Genomic DNA, 14,802 nt, shown 5'->3' with positions numbered 1-14,802 from the left:
GAGTAGTCAGTGGCTCGCGTTGTCGTCGACGTCATGCTCAAGCCCGAGATCCTCGACCCGCAGGGCAAGGCGGTGCACGGCGCGTTCGGCCGGCTCGGCTTCGACGGCGTGGCCGACGTCCGCCAGGGCAAGCGGTTCGAGATCACCCTGGACGGCGAGGCGACCGAGGAGCGGGTCGCCGAGATCCGCAAGGCCGCCGACACGCTGCTGGCCAACCCGGTGATCGAGGACTACACCCTGCACGTCGAGGACGCACAGTGAAGATCGGGGTCGTCACCTTCCCGGGCTCGCTCGACGACGCCGACGCCCGGCGCGCCGCCGCGATCGCGGGCGCCGAGCCGGTCGCCCTCTGGCACGCCGACGCCGACCTGCACGGGGTGGACGCGGTCGTCCTGCCCGGCGGCTTCTCCTACGGCGACTACCTGCGCGCCGGCGCCATCTCCCGGTTCGCCCCGGTGATGGAAACCATCATCGCCAAGGCCGGTCAGGGACTTCCCGTCCTGGGTATCTGCAACGGCTTCCAGGTGCTCTGCGAGTCGCACCTGCTGCCCGGCGCGCTGATCAAGAACCACCACCGCAAGTTCCTCTGCAAGGACCAACGGCTGCGGATCGAGAACAACCGCACCGCGTGGACGTCCGACTACGACGCCAACCACGAGCTCACCATCGTGATCAAGAACCAGGACGGTTCGTACGTCGCCGACGAGGCCACTCTGGACCGGTTGGAGGGCGAGGGCCTGGTCGTCGCCCGCTACCTGGGCGAGAACCCGAACGGTTCGTACCGGGACATCGCCGGCATCACCAACGAGCGCGGCAACGTGGTCGGCCTGATGCCGCACCCGGAGCACAGCGTCGAGACCCTGACCGGCCCGTCCACCGACGGCCTGGGCTTCTTCACCTCGGTGCTGAAGGCCGTCGTCGCCGGCTGATGAGTTCCACCGGGTTGCGGCGCCTCCTGGTCCGCACCCTCTTCCTCACCGCGGCGGTCCTGTTCGTCACCACCGGTACGGCGGCCGCGCAGCCGAGCAGCCTGATGGCGAAGGTCGTGGTGATCGGCGTACCCGGCCTGACCTGGAACGACGTCAAGGCCTCACCGGAGCTGACCGCCCTGGTGAACGAGTCCCACGTCGGCTCGATCACGGTGAAGACGGCCGGCCCGCACACCTGCCCGGTCGACGGGTGGCTGACGATCAGCGCCGGCACCCGCGCGTGGGGCAGCGACGCCGACCAGCCGTGCGGCGACCTGCCCGCGGTGACGGACGGCAAGGTGCAGGGCTGGCAGACGTACGTCGACCGCCAGGCGGAACACCACACCGCCGCCCCGATCGGCCGCCTCGGCGCAAGTCGTGAACGGGTCTGTGGCTTCGGTCCGGGCGCGGCGATCGCGGTGGCCAGGCCCGATGGCTCTGTCTCGAACTGGATGCCGGAGTTCAACGCGCTCAGGCTCGCCAGCACCGCCTGCGGTGACGCGATTGTCGATGCCGGAGCCTTGCCGCCCCGGGAGGGACGGGACGAGGCGCGCAAGAAGGTCGCCGACCTCGTCGCGCAGGCGCGCGCGGCCGGTGGCTGGGTGCTCCTCGTCGGAGTGAGCCAGGAGCTCGCCAACGCGCACCAGCAGCCCCTCGTCGCCCTGCAACTCCCGCCGGACAACGGTCCACGCTGGCTGACCAGTGACTCGACCCGCAGGCCCGGCCTGATCCAGCTGACCGACATCACCGCAACCGTGCTGCGTGGCGAGGCCAAGGAGGTGGACCCGGCGGGTCAGGAGAAGCCGGGTCCGCTCGACGGCAACGAGATCCACTTCACCGGGGACCTTCACTCCGATGCCGCGGCCGTCATCGAGGACCGGCTGGACACCAACGAGCGGTTCGAGCAGCCACGGCCGATGCTGGTCGCGGTGTCGCTGACGATTCTGGCCGCGGAGCTGATCGCGCTGGCCTGGTTCGTGATCACGCGCAGCCCGCAGTCCCGTCGTACCTTCGTCTTCACGCTGCTGACGCAGGGCGGATTCTTCATCGCGGTCTTCCTGTCCACAGTGACCATGTGGTGGCGGTGGCCCGCTCCCGGTTTCTCCTTGTACTGCGTGGTCCTCGGGATCAGCGCGGCGCTGGCGGCGGTGGCTCAGGTCGTCTGGAAGCGCTGGGCGTTCCTGGGGATCGCTGCGGCGGCGTACGGGATCCTGCTGGTGGACGGGGTACTGGGGACGCCTCTGCAGTTCGGGAGCATGTTCACCGACGGTCCGGTGATCGGTGGGCGGTTCTACGGCTTCGGCAACTCCACCTTCGCCACTCTGGCGGTCGCCGCACTGGTCACGGCCGGCTGGGCGGCGCAGAAGCTCGTCGACACGAGCCGGAAGCAGGCTGCGCTCGCCGTACTCGCCGTCGGGGGAGCGGCCATCGTGGTGGACGGCCGGCCGGGCTGGGGGACGGACTTCGGGGGCATTCTCGCTCTGACGCCCGCCGTACTGCTCCTCGCCTGGCTGACCTGGCGAGGGAGCATCTCCTGGCGCGCGCTGGTCGGTGTTGGCCTGGCCGGTGTGCTGGCTGTGTCTGCTGTCGCCTTCCTCGACTATTTGCGGCCGGAGGACCAGCGGAGTCATTTCGGTGCGTTCGTGGCCCGGCTGATCGACGGCGACGTCAACGACATCCTCATCCGCAAGCTGGACATGGCTGTTGGGTTCTTCAGCGGCCCGGGCGGCTGGGGCATGCTCGTCGGTGCTGTGCTGGCGATGCTGGCCACGGTGCTTCCGGACCGGGTGCCCTCAGAGCGGTACCGAGTCTTCTACTGGAGGCTGCCGATGGTCCGGCCGACTCTGCTCGCCCTGTCGACCTGTGGCCTGGTCGGCATGCTGATCAACGATTCCGGCGTGGCGGTGCCCGCGATCATGACCGGATTCGCCCTTCCACTGCTGGTGGCCCACCTCGTGGCTTCCGAGCAGCCCGCTACCGTTTCACCTGAGTCCCACCTAGTGCAGGAGTCCTAAACGTGTCTACCGACACCGTCAGCAACGCGAGCAACACCCCTGACGTCGAGCAGCCGTGGGCGGAGCTCGGTCTGAAGCCGGACGAGTACCAGCGGATCCGCGACATCCTGGGCCGGCGTCCGACCAGCTGCGAGCTGGCGATGTACTCCGTGATGTGGAGCGAGCATTGCTCGTACAAGTCGTCCAAGGTGCACCTGCGCAAGTTCGGCGAGATCCCGCAGGAGACACCGGCCGGGAAGATGCTGGCCGGGATCGGTGAGAACGCCGGCGTGATCGACATCGGCGAGGGCTACGCCGTGACGTTCAAGGTGGAGTCCCACAACCACCCGTCGTACGTCGAGCCCTACCAGGGCGCGGCGACCGGGGTCGGCGGTATCGTCCGCGACATCCTCGCGATGGGCGCGCGCCCGGTCGCGGTGATGGACCCGCTGCGGTTCGGCCCGCTCGAGGCCGACGACACCAAGCGGGTGCTACCGGGGGTTGTCTCCGGGATCGGCGGCTACGGCAACAGCCTCGGCCTGCCCAACGTCGGCGGTGAGGTCGTGTTCGACCCGACGTACCTCGGCAACCCGCTGGTGAACGCGCTCTGCGTCGGCGTGATGCGGCACGAGGACCTGCACCTGGCGAACGCGACCGGTGTCGGCAACAAGATCATCCTGTACGGCGCCAAGACCGGCGGCGACGGGATCGGCGGGGTGTCGGTGCTGGCCAGCGAGACGTTCGCGGAGGGCGGGCCGACCAAGCGGCCGGCCGTCCAGGTCGGCGACCCGTTCATGGAGAAGCTGCTGATCGAGTGCACGCTCGAGCTGTTCAAGGCGCGGCTGGTCGAGGGCATCCAGGACCTCGGCGGTGCCGGGCTGTCCTGCGCGACCTCCGAGCTCGCCAGCGCGGGCGAGGGCGGGATGTACGTGTCGCTCGACAAGGTGCCGCTGCGGGACGCCTCGCTCGCCCCGGAAGAGATCCTGATGAGCGAGTCGCAGGAACGGATGATGGCGGTCGTCACGCCCGACAACGTCGAGGGGTTCCTGAAGATCTGCGCCAAGTGGGACGTCCAGGCAGACGTGATCGGTGAGGTCACCGACACCGGCCGGCTGCAGATCGACTGGCACGGCGAGCGCGTGGTCGACGTGCCGCCGCGGACCGTCGCGCACGAGGGGCCGGTGTACGAGCGGCCGTACGAGCGGCCGGCCTGGCAGGACGAGCTGCAGGCGGACGGCGCCGAGAAGTTGCCACGGGCAACCACTGGCGCGGAGCTGCGGGACACGCTGCTGAAGCTGGTCGCGTCGCCGAACCTGTGCGACAAGTCCTGGGTGACGGACCAGTACGACCGGTACGTGCTGGGCAACTCGGTGCTGGCCCAGCCCGAGGACAGCGGGATGATCCGGGTCGACGAGACCAGCGGTCTCGGTGTCGCGGTGTCGACCGACTGCAACGGCCGGTTCGCCAAGCTGGACCCGTACACCGGCGCCAAGCTGGCGCTGGCCGAGTCGTACCGGAACGTCGCCACCACGGGTGCCCGGCCGGCCGCGGTGACGGACTGCCTGAACTTCGGCTCGCCCGAGGACCCGGCGGTGATGTGGCAGTTCGCGGAGGCGATCCGCGGACTGGTCGACGGCTGCAAGGAGCTGGGCATCCCGGTCACCGGCGGCAACGTGTCGTTCTACAACCAGACCGGCGAGACCCCGATCCTGCCGACGCCCGTGGTCGGCGTACTCGGAGTCATCGACGACGTCACCCGCCGTACGCCGATCGGCTTCACGCCCGAGATGGAAGGCCACCAGCTGTACCTGCTCGGTGAGACCGAGGAGGAACTGTCCGGGTCGGAGTGGGCGCACGTCATCCACGGTCACCTCGGCGGCCGGCCGCCGGCGGTCGACCTGGCCGCGGAGCAGCAGCTGGCGGACATCCTGATCAACGCGTCGCGCGACGGCCTGATCGACGCGGCGCACGACGTCAGCGACGGCGGTGTCGCCCAGACGCTGGTCGAGTCGGCCCTGCGCGGCGGTGTCGGCGCGCGGGTGTGGACGCCGGACGGGCTGGACTCGTTCCTGTTCCTGTTCGCGGAGTCGGCCGGCCGCGCGGTGGTCGCCGTACCGCGCACCGAGGAGGTCCGGTTCACCGACATGTGCACCGCCCGCCGCTTCCCGCACGCCAAGATCGGCGTCATCACCGGAGACTCCCTCGACGTGCAGGACCAGTTCGAGATCCCGCTCTCCGAACTCCGCACCGCCTGGACCTCGACCCTCCCGGCGGCCCTCAGCTGACCCTTGGGGTTGCCGCTCCGTCTGGCACACTCGAAGGGGACGAGTGAGGTGAGGCCATGGCGGAGCGGCGGCCGGTGAAGCCGGGTGAGCTGATGGGGCTTGCGGCGGCGGCCGGGCAGGAGGCCCGGCTGGTGGCTGCCCGGCGGCGGATGGCGAACATCCGGCTGACCGACGAGGAGCGCCGGACCTGCACCGACGACCTGGCCGAGCAGTTCGCGGTCGGGCGGCTGGACGAGGACGAGTTGCACGCCCGGGTCGATCGGCTGAACGACGCCGTCACGCACGCCGACCTGCAGCCGATCTTCGCCGGGTTGCCGGCTCCGTCGCTGTACAAGCTGGAGCCGCGCAAGCCCGGCCGCTGGCGGTGGGCCGCGTTCGCCGCCGCGGTCTGGATGGCGGCGCCGTTCTTCCTGACCGGGTTGGTGCTGCTGGTCTTCGGCCGTGAGTTCGCCGCGGCGATCTTCGGTCTGCCCGCGCTGGTGTGGACGTACGTCGCGTACCGCTGGGCGGCCGGCAAGGGCAAACGCTCCCGCCGGGAATGACCCGACGGGAGCGTTCTGTGGTGGTTACTTCGCGGGAGTCGGGGCGACGTCCAGGGTGACCTCCCTGGGTGCGAAGGGCGTCGCGTCGTGGACGAACCAGGTGCCGGGCGGCGTTGGCTGGGCCTGAGACCCGTTCTGGTAGCGGACGACCTTCACCCCGCGGTCCGCGATCAGCGGCAGTACCTCTGCGACCGTCTTGTTCTTGATCGCGAGCCCGGCCAGTGCCTCACCCTTCTCGGTGGCCGAGGACGACGTCACCTGATACCTCTCGCCCGGCTTCGCGGCGCGGCCGAAGTCGACCACTGACTGGCCGTCGTAACTCCTCGGCAGCTCAAGACCTCCCTGGCACCCTGCATCGGACGCGTTCAGCGTGCCGGGGCACTTCTCACCCGGCTCCAGCCGGTGCAGCTGATCCATCTCGTGCTGGTTCCGGGCGGTGAAGCTGACGATGTCGCCGACGTACCGCGGACTGACCGGGATCGCCTGGACCGTGATGTCCAGGCCCATCTTCTTGAACTCGGCGTTGTACTGCTTCGGGTCGGCGTTCGGGTCGACCACGCGGACGATCAGCTTGTCGCCCTGCTCGGTGAAGGAGAGCGCCTGCGGCTGGTCCTGGCCCGGCCGGTTCAGCAGCGTGGCAGCGACCACGCCGGCGATCAGCAGGCCGGCCGCGGCGACCAGCACCGGGCGGGGGCGGGCCGGGCGCCGGCGGGTGTCGAGTGCGACGGCCGGGGCGGCGTGCGCGCTGGTGACGTTCTCGGCGACCTGCGACCAGGCCGCGTCGGTGATCCGGTCCTCGGTACGGGCAGGGGCGAGGCCGCGGACCGCGGCGTCGATGTCATGCGTCTTCATGTGAGGCCTGTTCTGTGAGGGCGACCAGCTTCCGGTTCGCCAGCGGGGCGGTGAGCAACTTGGCGAACCGCTTCCGGGCGCGGTGCAGCCTGATCCGTACGGCGTTGCTGGAGATGCCGAGCACGGTCGCGATCTGGGCGGTGTCGAGCTCCTCCCACGCGACCAGCGACAGCAGTTCCCGGTCCTGCTCCGGCAGGGCGCGGAACGCCCGGGCCGCCGGGGTGTCGTCCGGCAGGGCTGTCTCGGTGGCGTCCAGGTCGGTGAGCTCCTGGCGCAGCTTCGTGGCCAGCGCGTGCCGGCGGCCCTCACCTCTGCGGTGATTCGCCAGCACTCGGCGCGCCACGCCGTACAGCCAGGGTCTGGTCTGGTTGCCGGTCGGTACGTCGTCGAGCCGTCGCCAAACCACCAGGAACGTGTCCGCGAGCAGGTCGGCGGCGTCGTGACCGTTGTCGGTCCGGCGGCGCAGGTAGCCGAGGACGGCCTCTCGGTGCGTGCCGAACAGGTCCTCGAACCGCTCACGGCGTCCGTCTGGTGGTGGGTCGTGCACGACTCCCTCACTCACCGGCCCCGGCCGGGCCTTGATCGGTGTCTGCGTCATACCCGGTAGATGTCCGGGATCGGGTCCGTCCATTTCACCGCGCGGGTGTTGCGGAACTAGCCTGTGCCCCGTGGAGGCTGTGTTGCGGCTCGCCGTGCCCGCCGACGGACCCGCCGTGGCGGAGCTGGCGCGCGCCTCGGTGCTGGAACTGTTCCCGGCGTACTACGACGCCGCGCAGACGGCGAGTGCCGCCGAGCACATCACCACGCTGGACCAGACCCTGATCGACGACGGCACGTACTACGTGCACGAGGCCAATGGGGAGGTCGTCGCCTGCGGTGGCTGGAGCCGCCGCAACAAGCTGTTCAACGCCAGTACGGCGGGCGCGGACGGGCGGCTGCTGGACCCGGCGACCGAGCCGGCCCGGATCCGGGCGATGTTCGTGCGCAGCGACTGGACCCGGCGCGGACTCGGCCGGGCGATCCTCACCGCCTGTGTCGACGCGGCGAGGGCCGAGGGGTTCACACGGCTCGCGTTGATGGCCACACTGCCCGGCGTACCGCTGTACAAGGCCTTCGGATTCACCGAGGTCGAGACCGTCGAGCTGCCCATGCCGGACGGCGTGCTGCTCGGTGGTGTAGCCATGGAACGCCCCATCGATGAGGAGAACGCCGTATGACAGCAGGCACCACCGTCGTCGCACCGGACGGGACCGAGGTCGTCCTCGGCGAGATCGGCACGCGCGTTCTGCTGAAGAACTCGCGGGTCCGGGTCTGGGAGGTGTCACTCGCTCCCGGCGAGGCGCAGGGCTGGCACCTGCACCACAACCCGTACGTCGTGCTGTGCCTGTCGACCTCTCCGTGTCACATGGACTGGCTGGACGGCAGCCCGGCGCGGTACCTCAACGAGACCGTGGGCGGCTCGGTCTACCGGCCGGTGTCGCCGGTGCACATGCTCACGAACGACGGCGAGTCGCTGTACCTCAACCGCCTGATCGAGCTGCTCGACCTCGGTGAGGAGGCGTCCGGCGACCCGTACTTCGGGATCACCGGTGTGCCCGCCGAGGCCGGGTTCGACCAGGTCGGTGAGGTGCCGGCCAAGGTGGTCGTCGACGAGGACGACGTGCGCGTCCAGCACGTCACACCGGACGCGGGGGAGTCGTACACCTGGCACACCGGTGCCTACCCGGCCCTGGTGGTCGACCTCGACCTGGACAGTCCCGACGTGACGTACCTGGAGCCGGGTGAGAGCTACACGCTCCCTGCCAAGCCGACGCGCACGTCCGGCTTCAACCTGGTCGAGTTGCTGTACTACCGCCGTACCAGCTGACGGACCTCGGCAGCGTCCCGTGCATTGAGGATCTCCTCCGTTGGCACCCGGGTGAGGTCCGTCTGCCGAAGCAGGGCCTTGACCAGCGGGACCTGTGGGCCGACAGCGCTGAGCTCCTGCACACCGAGGGCTGCCAGCAGTACGGCGCTCTGCGGGTCGCTGGCCAGGTCGCCGCAAACGGCCACTCGCACACCGGCCTTCCGAACGACGTGGTCGATCAGCCGCAGTACGGCGGGATCGAGGCCGTCGGCGAGTGGGGCGACGGCGGAGTTCGTGCGATCGGCCGCGGTCGTGTACTGCGTGAGGTCGTTCGTGCCGATGCTGACGAAATCGAGGCCGGCGGCCAGCGTCTCGATCCGGAGCGCGGCGGCCGGGACCTCGACCATGATGCCGACCTCGAGCCCGTCCGGCCGCGGCCCGAGTTCGCCGAGCGCCCACGCGACCTCGTCGGCGGTCGTCACCATCGGGAACATCACGTGCACGGTGGTCTCGGCCGCGACCTGGCGGACCGCTTCGAGCTGCTCGCGAAGTAGGTCGGGACGCCGCCGGAAGACCCGGAGGCCGCGTTCGCCCAGGAACGGGTTCGCCTCCCGGTCCTGCGGCAGGAACGGCAGCGGCTTGTCGCCGCCGATGTCCCAGGTGCGGATGGTGATGGGCTTCCCGTCGAGCGCGGCCGCGATCGCGCGGAACTGCTCGGCCTGCTCCGCCACGGTCGGCGCGGTACGGCGGTCGCCGAAGAGCACCTCGGTCCGGACCAGCCCGGAGCCGTCGGCGCCGCGGGCATCGACGGCATCCTGCACGGACCCGACGTTCACGAGTACGTCGATCGTGCGGCCGTCCACTGTCGTCGCGGGCCGATCGGCCTGCGCGGCGGCCTCCTCGCGCTCGGCCCGCCGTTCGGCGATCGTGGCCTGGACGGTCGCCTCGTCCGGTGCGACCAGGAAAGATCCGTGCCGTGCGTCGAACGCCACGATCGCGCCCGCCGGCACGTCCACCTCGCCGATGCCGGTGATCAACGGGATCCCGCGGGAGCGGGCGACGATCACACCGTGACCGGTGGTGCCGCCGGCCCGGACCGCGATCCCGGCGATCCGCGTGGCGTCGACGGTCGCGGCCGTCGCGGCGTCCAGCTCGGGCAGCACGAGAATGCCGTCCTGCGTCACCTCCTCGGTCGCAGTTCCGGTTAGCGCGCGCAGCACGCGGTCCCGCACGGAGCGGACATCCTGGGCGCGTTCCCGCTGATACGCGTCGTCCAGGCCCTCGAACCGTTTCGCCAGTTCGTCGTACGTCTGCTTCCACGCCACCGCAGCCGGTGTCCCCTGCGCGACCGCGGCCTGGATCTCGCCGAGCGGCTTGCGATCGCGCAGCATCGCCAGCTGCGCGTCGAAGATGCCGCCGTGGTTCGGGCTGGAATCTCTGAGCACCTCGAGCTGGGTGGCTGCCGAGGCGAGGGCGTGCTCGAGCCGGCCTTGTTCGTCGTCTCCCGGGGTGTACCCGCTCAGGTCGACGTCGGCGTCGAGGACCACCGCCGGGCCGATCGCCACGTCCAGTCCGGAACCACCGGCCAGCTGGGCGGTGGCTTCGGCCGGCCTGTCGCCGAAGTTCTCGGCGGCCAATTCGTTGATCGCGGCAAGCACCTCGGCGGCCTGTGGTCCGCTGGCGCCGACGAGGAGGCGATGGCCCTGCAGCGCGTTGAGCGTGGCGACCATGCTGAGGCTGGCCGCGTCGACCGGCCCGCGGCCGGTGCTCAGATCGGTCAGCGTGACGGCGGCGTCGAAGGAGTTGACCAAGGCAACGAGTCGCGCAGCAGGCCGGGCATGCAGTCCGTGCTCGTTGCTCACCTCGACCTCGACTGTCTGGTCCGGGGCTGCCGTGGCACTGGTGTCCGATGGCTCCGAGTCGCCCAGGTGTTCCTGCTTGCCGATCAGTCCGCGAGTGGCCTCGGCCGCCACCGCGTCGAGCGAGGCGCCGGTCGACGCCGTGACGACGGCCGCGACCAGCCCCTCGACCAGCGGGGCACTGGACAGCCTCACCCGCTCGGCCAGCTCGGGATCGACGAACTCCAGCGCCATCTCCGCGCTCAGCACCGCACTGCCCAGGTCGAGCAGCACGAGCACGCCGTCCGGGCTGTCGGCCGCCGTGATCGCCTCCGACACCGCCATCGCGTCGGTGCCGAACGTCTTCTCGTCCAGCCCGGCCGCCACCGCGATCACCGGGCGGTTGTCCTCGGCAACCATCTCGGCGGCCAGGCCGACCGCGGCGGTCGCCAGCGCGTGGCTGTGCGACACCACCACGATCCCGATCATGCGAGGGTGCGCGCGGCCGACTCCAGCAGCAGCGTGGTGCTCGTCGCCCCCGGATCCTGGTGCCCGGCGCTGCGGTCGCCCAGGTAGCTCGCGCGTCCCTTCCGGGCGACCAGCGGGACCGTCGCGTCCCGGCCCTTGGCCGCCGCCTCAGCGGCCGCGTTCAACGCACCGGCGAGATCCGATCCGCCCGCGACGGCGGCGTCGTACGCGTCCAGAGCCGGTGCCCAGGCGTCGTACATGGTCTTGTCGCCGAGCTCCGCCTTGCCCCGCGCGAGGATGCCGCCGACGCCGGCCTTCAACGCCTCACCGATCGCCTCCGGGGTGATCTCGGCGCCGGCCAGCGCGGTCCCGAACCGCAGGAAGAACGTGCCGTACAGCGGCCCGCTCGCACCGCCGACCTTGCTGACCAGCGTCATCCCGGCCTTCTTCATCAGCTCGTCGACCGACTCGAAGGAGGACTCGTCCAGCAACGCGACGACCGCCTTGAACCCGCGGTCCATGTTGGCCCCGTGATCCGCGTCCCCGATCGCCGAGTCCAACTCGGTCAGGTACGCCGCATTCTCGTGCAACGTTCTCGCGGCATCCCGCAGCCAGCTCTCGAAGGTGTCGACTCCCATGCTCACGCGCCCCAGCGTAGGCCGGGGGTGTTCACCGGGGCGTCCCAGAGCCGTACCAGTTCGTCGTCCACCTTGAGCAGGGTGACCGAGCAGCCGGCCATCTCCAGCGAGGTGATGTAGTTGCCGACGAGAGAGCGGGCGACGGTGATCCCGGCCCGGTCGAGCAGCTGCGCGACTTCGTTGTACATCAGGTACAGCTCGATCAGCGGCGTACCGCCCATGCCGTTGACGAACGCGATCACCGAGTCGCCCTGCTGGTACGGCAGGTCGCCGACGATCGGGTCGACCAGCATCGCGGCGATCTCGCTGGCCGGTGCCAGCGGCAACCGCTGCCGGCCGGGCTCGCCGTGGATGCCGATGCCGACCTCCATCTCGTTCTCGGCCAGCTCGAACGTCGGCTTGCCGGCCGCCGGGACGGTGCACGAGGTGAGTGCCATACCCATGCTGCGGCCGCTGTCGTTGACCTTCCTGGCCAGGTCGGCGACCTCCTGCAGCGGCCGGCCCTCCTCGGCCGCGGCGCCGACGATCTTCTCCAGCAGCACGGTCACGCCGACTCCGCGGCGGCCGGCCGTGTACAGGCTGTCCTGGACGGCGACGTCGTCGTTCGTGACCACGGACTGCACCTCGACACCGGCGTCGGCCGCGGCCAGTTCGGCGGCCATCTCGAAGTTCATCACGTCGCCGGTGTAGTTCTTCACGATGTGCAGGACGCCGGCCCCGGCGTCGACCTCCTTGGTCGCCGCCATCATCTGGTCCGGCACCGGGGAGGTGAACACCTCGCCCGCGCAGGCCGCGTCCAGCATCCCGAGCCCGACGAACCCGCCGTGCATCGGCTCGTGCCCGGACCCGCCACCGGAGATCAGCCCGACCTTCCCCGGCCTCGGCGCGTCCTTGCGGTACACGATCCGGTTCTCGTGATCCACCCGCAACCGGTCCGGATGCGCCGCCGCCATTCCCCGCAGCGCCTCACTCACAACATCACCAGGTTCGTTGATGAGCTTCTTCATGCCCCCATCTGAGCACACCGCGGACGCCCACGGCAGGGGCGCGCGCCTCAGTCCTTGGGGCGGAGCAGGGGGCGGACGACCTCGCGGGCGTCGTGGATGCGGGACTTGATGGTGCCGAGGGGGGCGCCGACCTCGGCGGCGATCTCCTCGTAGGAGAGGCCGTAGACGTCGCGGAGGACGAGCGGCGTCACCATCTGGGGCCGGTCGCGTTCGAGGGTCTCGAGGGCCTCGAGCAGGTCGAGGCGGGTGCCGGCGATGACGCTGGTGGTGCGCGGGTCCGGCCGCTCCATCGTCTCTGGGTTGTGCGCGGCCTGGGCGCTGCGCTTGAGCTTGCGGTACGTCGACCGGGCCGAGTTGGCCGCGACCGAGTGGACCCAGGTGGAGAAGCTGCTCCGGCCGGAGTACGTGTGGATCTTGGTGGCGATGTTCAGCAGCGCTTCCTGGGCCGCGTCCTCGGCGTCGGCGGAGTACGGCAGCACGCTGCGGCAGATCCGCAGGACGCGCGGATGGACGAGCCGCAGCAGGTCGTCCATCGCGTGCTTGTCCCCGCCCTTGGCGCGCTCCGCCAGGGCTCCGAGGTCGTCGGTCGGGTTGCTGCTCTCGCTCATCTGTGCCTTCGCTGTCATCGGGCCCCCGGCATGGGACTCCCAGTGATCCATAATGCCCTCTATGGGGGTCCCAAGCAGACTCGGTCGTTACGTCGTGCGACGACGCCTGGGTTCGGGCGGTTTCGCTACGGTGTGGCTTGCTCACGATGAGCAACTGGACGCCGAGGTGGCGATCAAGGTCCTCGCGGACAACTGGGCGCACGACGACTCGGTCCGCCGCCGGTTCCTCGAGGAGGGCCGGTTCCTGCGCCGGGTCGAGTCCGAGCACGTCGTCCAGGTGCACGACGTCGGCGAACTCGAGGACGGCCGCCCCTTCCTCGTGCTCACGTACGCCGATCGCGGCACGCTGGCCGACCGGTTGAAGAAGGAACCCTTGGCGCTGGCGGAGGCTGTCGACGTGGTCGTCCAGGTCGGCCGCGGCCTGCAGGCGCTGCACCGGCGCGGTCTGCTGCACCGTGACGTGAAACCGGCGAACGTCCTGTTCCGCAGTACCGACGAGGGTGAACGGGCCGTGCTGTCCGACCTCGGCCTGGGCAAGTCGCTCGACGACGTGTCGCGCATCACCATGCCCGGCGGCACCCCGTCGTACGTCGCCCCGGAACAGGCGATGGGTGAGCGGCTGGACGAGCGCGCCGACCAGTACTCGCTCGGAGCCGTCGCGTACGCCGCTTTGACCGGGAGATCACCGCATCAGGTCGACGGGCTGGGCGCGGCCTCGCGGGTCACCGCCGCACCACCGCCGAGCACGCTCGGATTCGACCTGCCGGACAACGTCGACGCCGCGATCGTCCGCGCCCTCGACCCGGACCGGGAGAAGCGCTGGCCGGACGTCCAGGCGTTCACCCGGGAACTGGTCGGTGCTCTGAACGAGACCACCCACGACTTCGTCCCGCCGAAGGTCGCCGCCCGCGAGACGGTCGTGGTCCCGGCCGCCGACCTGGGCCAGGACACGGCGCTGAGCGACGCCAACAAGCCGACCATCGTCAAGACTCCCAGGTCGGCGGAGACCGTCGCCGCGCCCACCGAGCCACGGGCCGCCACCGATCTGGCCGCCACCGATCCGGCCGCCGCGGAATTGGCCGCCTCGGATCCGGCCGCCACGGAGCCGGTCGCACGGCCGAAGCGACGGCGCGGCCGGTGGGTGGTGGCGGCCGTGCTCGCGCTGATCATCGGCGGGGGAGCCGGGTTCGCCGGGCAGCGGTATCTGGCCGCTCGCGAGGTCGTCCCGGTCTCGTCCGGCAGCATCCAGGTGGAGATCCAGCGCGGCTGGGCGAAATCCGTCGCGGAGTCCGAGTGGCAGCCGCCCGGCAGCAGCAAGGCGTACCCGGCGCTGCGGGTCAGCCGCAACGACGGGTGGACGACGGACAGCGTGGGTGTCTTCGTCGGGGTCGCCGACGCGCGGGACGCCGAACTCTCGATCACGGACGGCACCGCGTTCGGTTGCGAGACCACGGAAGAACCCGCGCAGGGGAACGAGGACGGCCACGCCACCACGGAGCAGTTCTCCACCGCCTGCGGCGCCAGTGGCAGTATGCTCCTCCAACGAGTCGTGGACACGGGGACCACCGGCTCGATGCTCGTCCAGGTCCTGGTGCCGGAGAACGACCGCGACCGTGCCCTGGAGATCGCCCGATCGGTCCAGGTCGGCTGACGAGCGCCCAGCCACTACAGCCTGCTCTGAGGAAGTTCCTGGTGCGTTTCCCGACCGAACGGCTGCGGCCGTCGCCCGCGTTCATCCAGTCGGCCCGCCGGCGGT

Annotated in this window: 14 protein-coding genes and 1 pseudogene; 8 read left to right on the top strand and 7 right to left on the bottom strand. The window is 70.5% G+C overall.

Annotation, left to right across the window (positions count from 1 at the left end; all coding sequences use genetic code 11):
• The first annotated feature begins 9 nt into the window (after positions 1 to 9).
• From purS to ACYVOK_RS04375, 5 genes are read left to right on the top strand one after another with little or no spacing between them, the layout of a single operon-like run.
• Entirely contained in the window at positions 10 to 261 is a 252-nt protein-coding gene (gene purS / locus ACYVOK_RS04395; protein ID WP_132156044.1) for a phosphoribosylformylglycinamidine synthase subunit PurS, read from the top strand.
• Entirely contained in the window at positions 258 to 929 is a 672-nt protein-coding gene (gene purQ, locus ACYVOK_RS04390; protein ID WP_460660919.1) for a phosphoribosylformylglycinamidine synthase subunit PurQ, read from the top strand. Before purS ends, purQ begins: the two co-directional genes overlap by 4 nt.
• Positions 929 to 2,983: a hypothetical protein gene (locus ACYVOK_RS04385; protein WP_460660918.1), complete on the top strand. Its 2,055-nt coding sequence runs from the start codon at positions 929 to 931 to the stop codon at positions 2,981 to 2,983. Before purQ ends, ACYVOK_RS04385 begins: the two co-directional genes overlap by 1 nt.
• A gap of 2 nt (positions 2,984 to 2,985) precedes the next feature.
• On the top strand, positions 2,986 to 5,247 hold the full coding sequence (gene purL, locus ACYVOK_RS04380) for a phosphoribosylformylglycinamidine synthase subunit PurL (protein WP_460660917.1): 2,262 nt from the start codon (positions 2,986 to 2,988) through the stop codon (positions 5,245 to 5,247).
• A 56-nt stretch (positions 5,248 to 5,303) separates the two neighbouring features.
• The gene (locus ACYVOK_RS04375; protein WP_460660916.1) at positions 5,304 to 5,789 is read left to right on the top strand and encodes a DUF1707 SHOCT-like domain-containing protein; all 486 of its coding nucleotides are present in this window, start codon (positions 5,304 to 5,306) and stop codon (positions 5,787 to 5,789) included.
• A gap of 24 nt (positions 5,790 to 5,813) precedes the next feature.
• Here the strand turns inward: ACYVOK_RS04375 and ACYVOK_RS04370 are convergent, their stop codons facing one another.
• Both ACYVOK_RS04370 and ACYVOK_RS04365 read right to left on the bottom strand, forming a co-directional pair.
• On the bottom strand, positions 5,814 to 6,641 hold the full coding sequence (locus ACYVOK_RS04370) for a hypothetical protein (protein WP_460660915.1): 828 nt from the start codon (positions 6,639 to 6,641) through the stop codon (positions 5,814 to 5,816).
• Positions 6,628 to 7,239: an RNA polymerase sigma factor gene (locus ACYVOK_RS04365; RefSeq protein WP_460660914.1), complete on the bottom strand. Its 612-nt coding sequence runs from the start codon at positions 7,237 to 7,239 to the stop codon at positions 6,628 to 6,630. The genes ACYVOK_RS04370 and ACYVOK_RS04365 overlap by 14 nt, the downstream gene beginning before the upstream one ends.
• A gap of 70 nt (positions 7,240 to 7,309) precedes the next feature.
• Between ACYVOK_RS04365 and ACYVOK_RS04360 the strand changes: the two genes are divergently transcribed.
• Together ACYVOK_RS04360 and ACYVOK_RS04355 are read left to right on the top strand one after the other, a co-directional pair.
• Positions 7,310 to 7,858: a GNAT family N-acetyltransferase gene (locus ACYVOK_RS04360; RefSeq protein ID WP_460660913.1), complete on the top strand. Its 549-nt coding sequence runs from the start codon at positions 7,310 to 7,312 to the stop codon at positions 7,856 to 7,858.
• Positions 7,855 to 8,508, top strand: coding sequence for a cupin domain-containing protein (locus tag ACYVOK_RS04355; protein WP_460660912.1), 654 nt, complete (start codon positions 7,855 to 7,857; stop codon positions 8,506 to 8,508). The genes ACYVOK_RS04360 and ACYVOK_RS04355 overlap by 4 nt, the downstream gene beginning before the upstream one ends.
• Here the strand turns inward: ACYVOK_RS04355 and ptsP are convergent.
• The 5 genes and pseudogenes from ptsP to ACYVOK_RS04330 all read right to left on the bottom strand — a co-directional run bounded on the left by ptsP (position 8,490) and on the right by ACYVOK_RS04330 (position 13,046).
• Positions 8,490 to 10,349, bottom strand: a complete 1,860-nt coding sequence (gene ptsP / locus ACYVOK_RS04350) for a phosphoenolpyruvate--protein phosphotransferase (protein WP_460661252.1) — start codon at positions 10,347 to 10,349, stop codon at positions 8,490 to 8,492. The two genes, ACYVOK_RS04355 and ptsP, sit on opposite strands and share 19 nt — an antisense overlap.
• A 54-nt stretch (positions 10,350 to 10,403) precedes the next feature.
• A pseudogene (gene dhaM / locus ACYVOK_RS04345) lies at positions 10,404 to 10,814 on the bottom strand (dihydroxyacetone kinase phosphoryl donor subunit DhaM); the annotation flags it as partial.
• A complete protein-coding gene (dhaL, locus tag ACYVOK_RS04340) occupies positions 10,811 to 11,431 on the bottom strand; it encodes a dihydroxyacetone kinase subunit DhaL (RefSeq protein ID WP_460661251.1) in 621 nt (206 codons plus the stop codon). The pseudogene dhaM and the gene dhaL, both read right to left, overlap by 4 nt.
• A gap of 2 nt (positions 11,432 to 11,433) precedes the next feature.
• Positions 11,434 to 12,438 (bottom strand): dihydroxyacetone kinase subunit DhaK, encoded by a 1,005-nt coding sequence (gene dhaK / locus ACYVOK_RS04335; protein ID WP_460660911.1) that lies wholly within the window; start codon positions 12,436 to 12,438, stop codon positions 11,434 to 11,436.
• Positions 12,439 to 12,485: 47 nt separating this feature from the next.
• Positions 12,486 to 13,046, bottom strand: a complete 561-nt coding sequence (locus ACYVOK_RS04330) for an RNA polymerase sigma factor (RefSeq protein WP_460660910.1) — start codon at positions 13,044 to 13,046, stop codon at positions 12,486 to 12,488.
• Between the two features lie 52 nt (positions 13,047 to 13,098).
• On the opposite strand from ACYVOK_RS04330, the gene ACYVOK_RS04325 reads away from it, so the two are divergent.
• The gene (locus tag ACYVOK_RS04325) at positions 13,099 to 14,697 is read left to right on the top strand and encodes a serine/threonine-protein kinase (protein WP_460660909.1); all 1,599 of its coding nucleotides are present in this window, start codon (positions 13,099 to 13,101) and stop codon (positions 14,695 to 14,697) included.
• Positions 14,698 to 14,802: the final 105 nt, after the last annotated feature.

Source organism: Kribbella swartbergensis, assembly GCF_054784135.1.
This window is presented reverse-complemented; position numbering and strand designations above follow the sequence as displayed.

Excerpts from the sequence above, each read along its gene's own strand:
- ACYVOK_RS04385 (WP_460660918.1), top strand. The coding sequence starts at position 929 with ATGAGTTCCACCGGGTTGCGGCGCCTCCTGGTCCGCACCCTCTTCCTC.
- ACYVOK_RS04375 (WP_460660916.1), top strand. The coding sequence starts at position 5,304 with ATGGCGGAGCGGCGGCCGGTGAAGCCGGGTGAGCTGATGGGGCTTGCG.
- ACYVOK_RS04370 (WP_460660915.1), bottom strand. The coding sequence starts at position 6,641 with ATGAAGACGCATGACATCGACGCCGCGGTCCGCGGCCTCGCCCCTGCC.
- ACYVOK_RS04365 (WP_460660914.1), bottom strand. The coding sequence starts at position 7,239 with ATGACGCAGACACCGATCAAGGCCCGGCCGGGGCCGGTGAGTGAGGGA.
- ACYVOK_RS04355 (WP_460660912.1), top strand. The coding sequence starts at position 7,855 with ATGACAGCAGGCACCACCGTCGTCGCACCGGACGGGACCGAGGTCGTC.
- dhaL (WP_460661251.1), bottom strand. The coding sequence starts at position 11,431 with ATGGGAGTCGACACCTTCGAGAGCTGGCTGCGGGATGCCGCGAGAACG.
- dhaK (WP_460660911.1), bottom strand. The coding sequence starts at position 12,438 with ATGAAGAAGCTCATCAACGAACCTGGTGATGTTGTGAGTGAGGCGCTG.
- ACYVOK_RS04330 (WP_460660910.1), bottom strand. The coding sequence starts at position 13,046 with ATGAGCGAGAGCAGCAACCCGACCGACGACCTCGGAGCCCTGGCGGAG.
- ACYVOK_RS04325 (WP_460660909.1), top strand. The coding sequence starts at position 13,099 with ATGCCCTCTATGGGGGTCCCAAGCAGACTCGGTCGTTACGTCGTGCGA.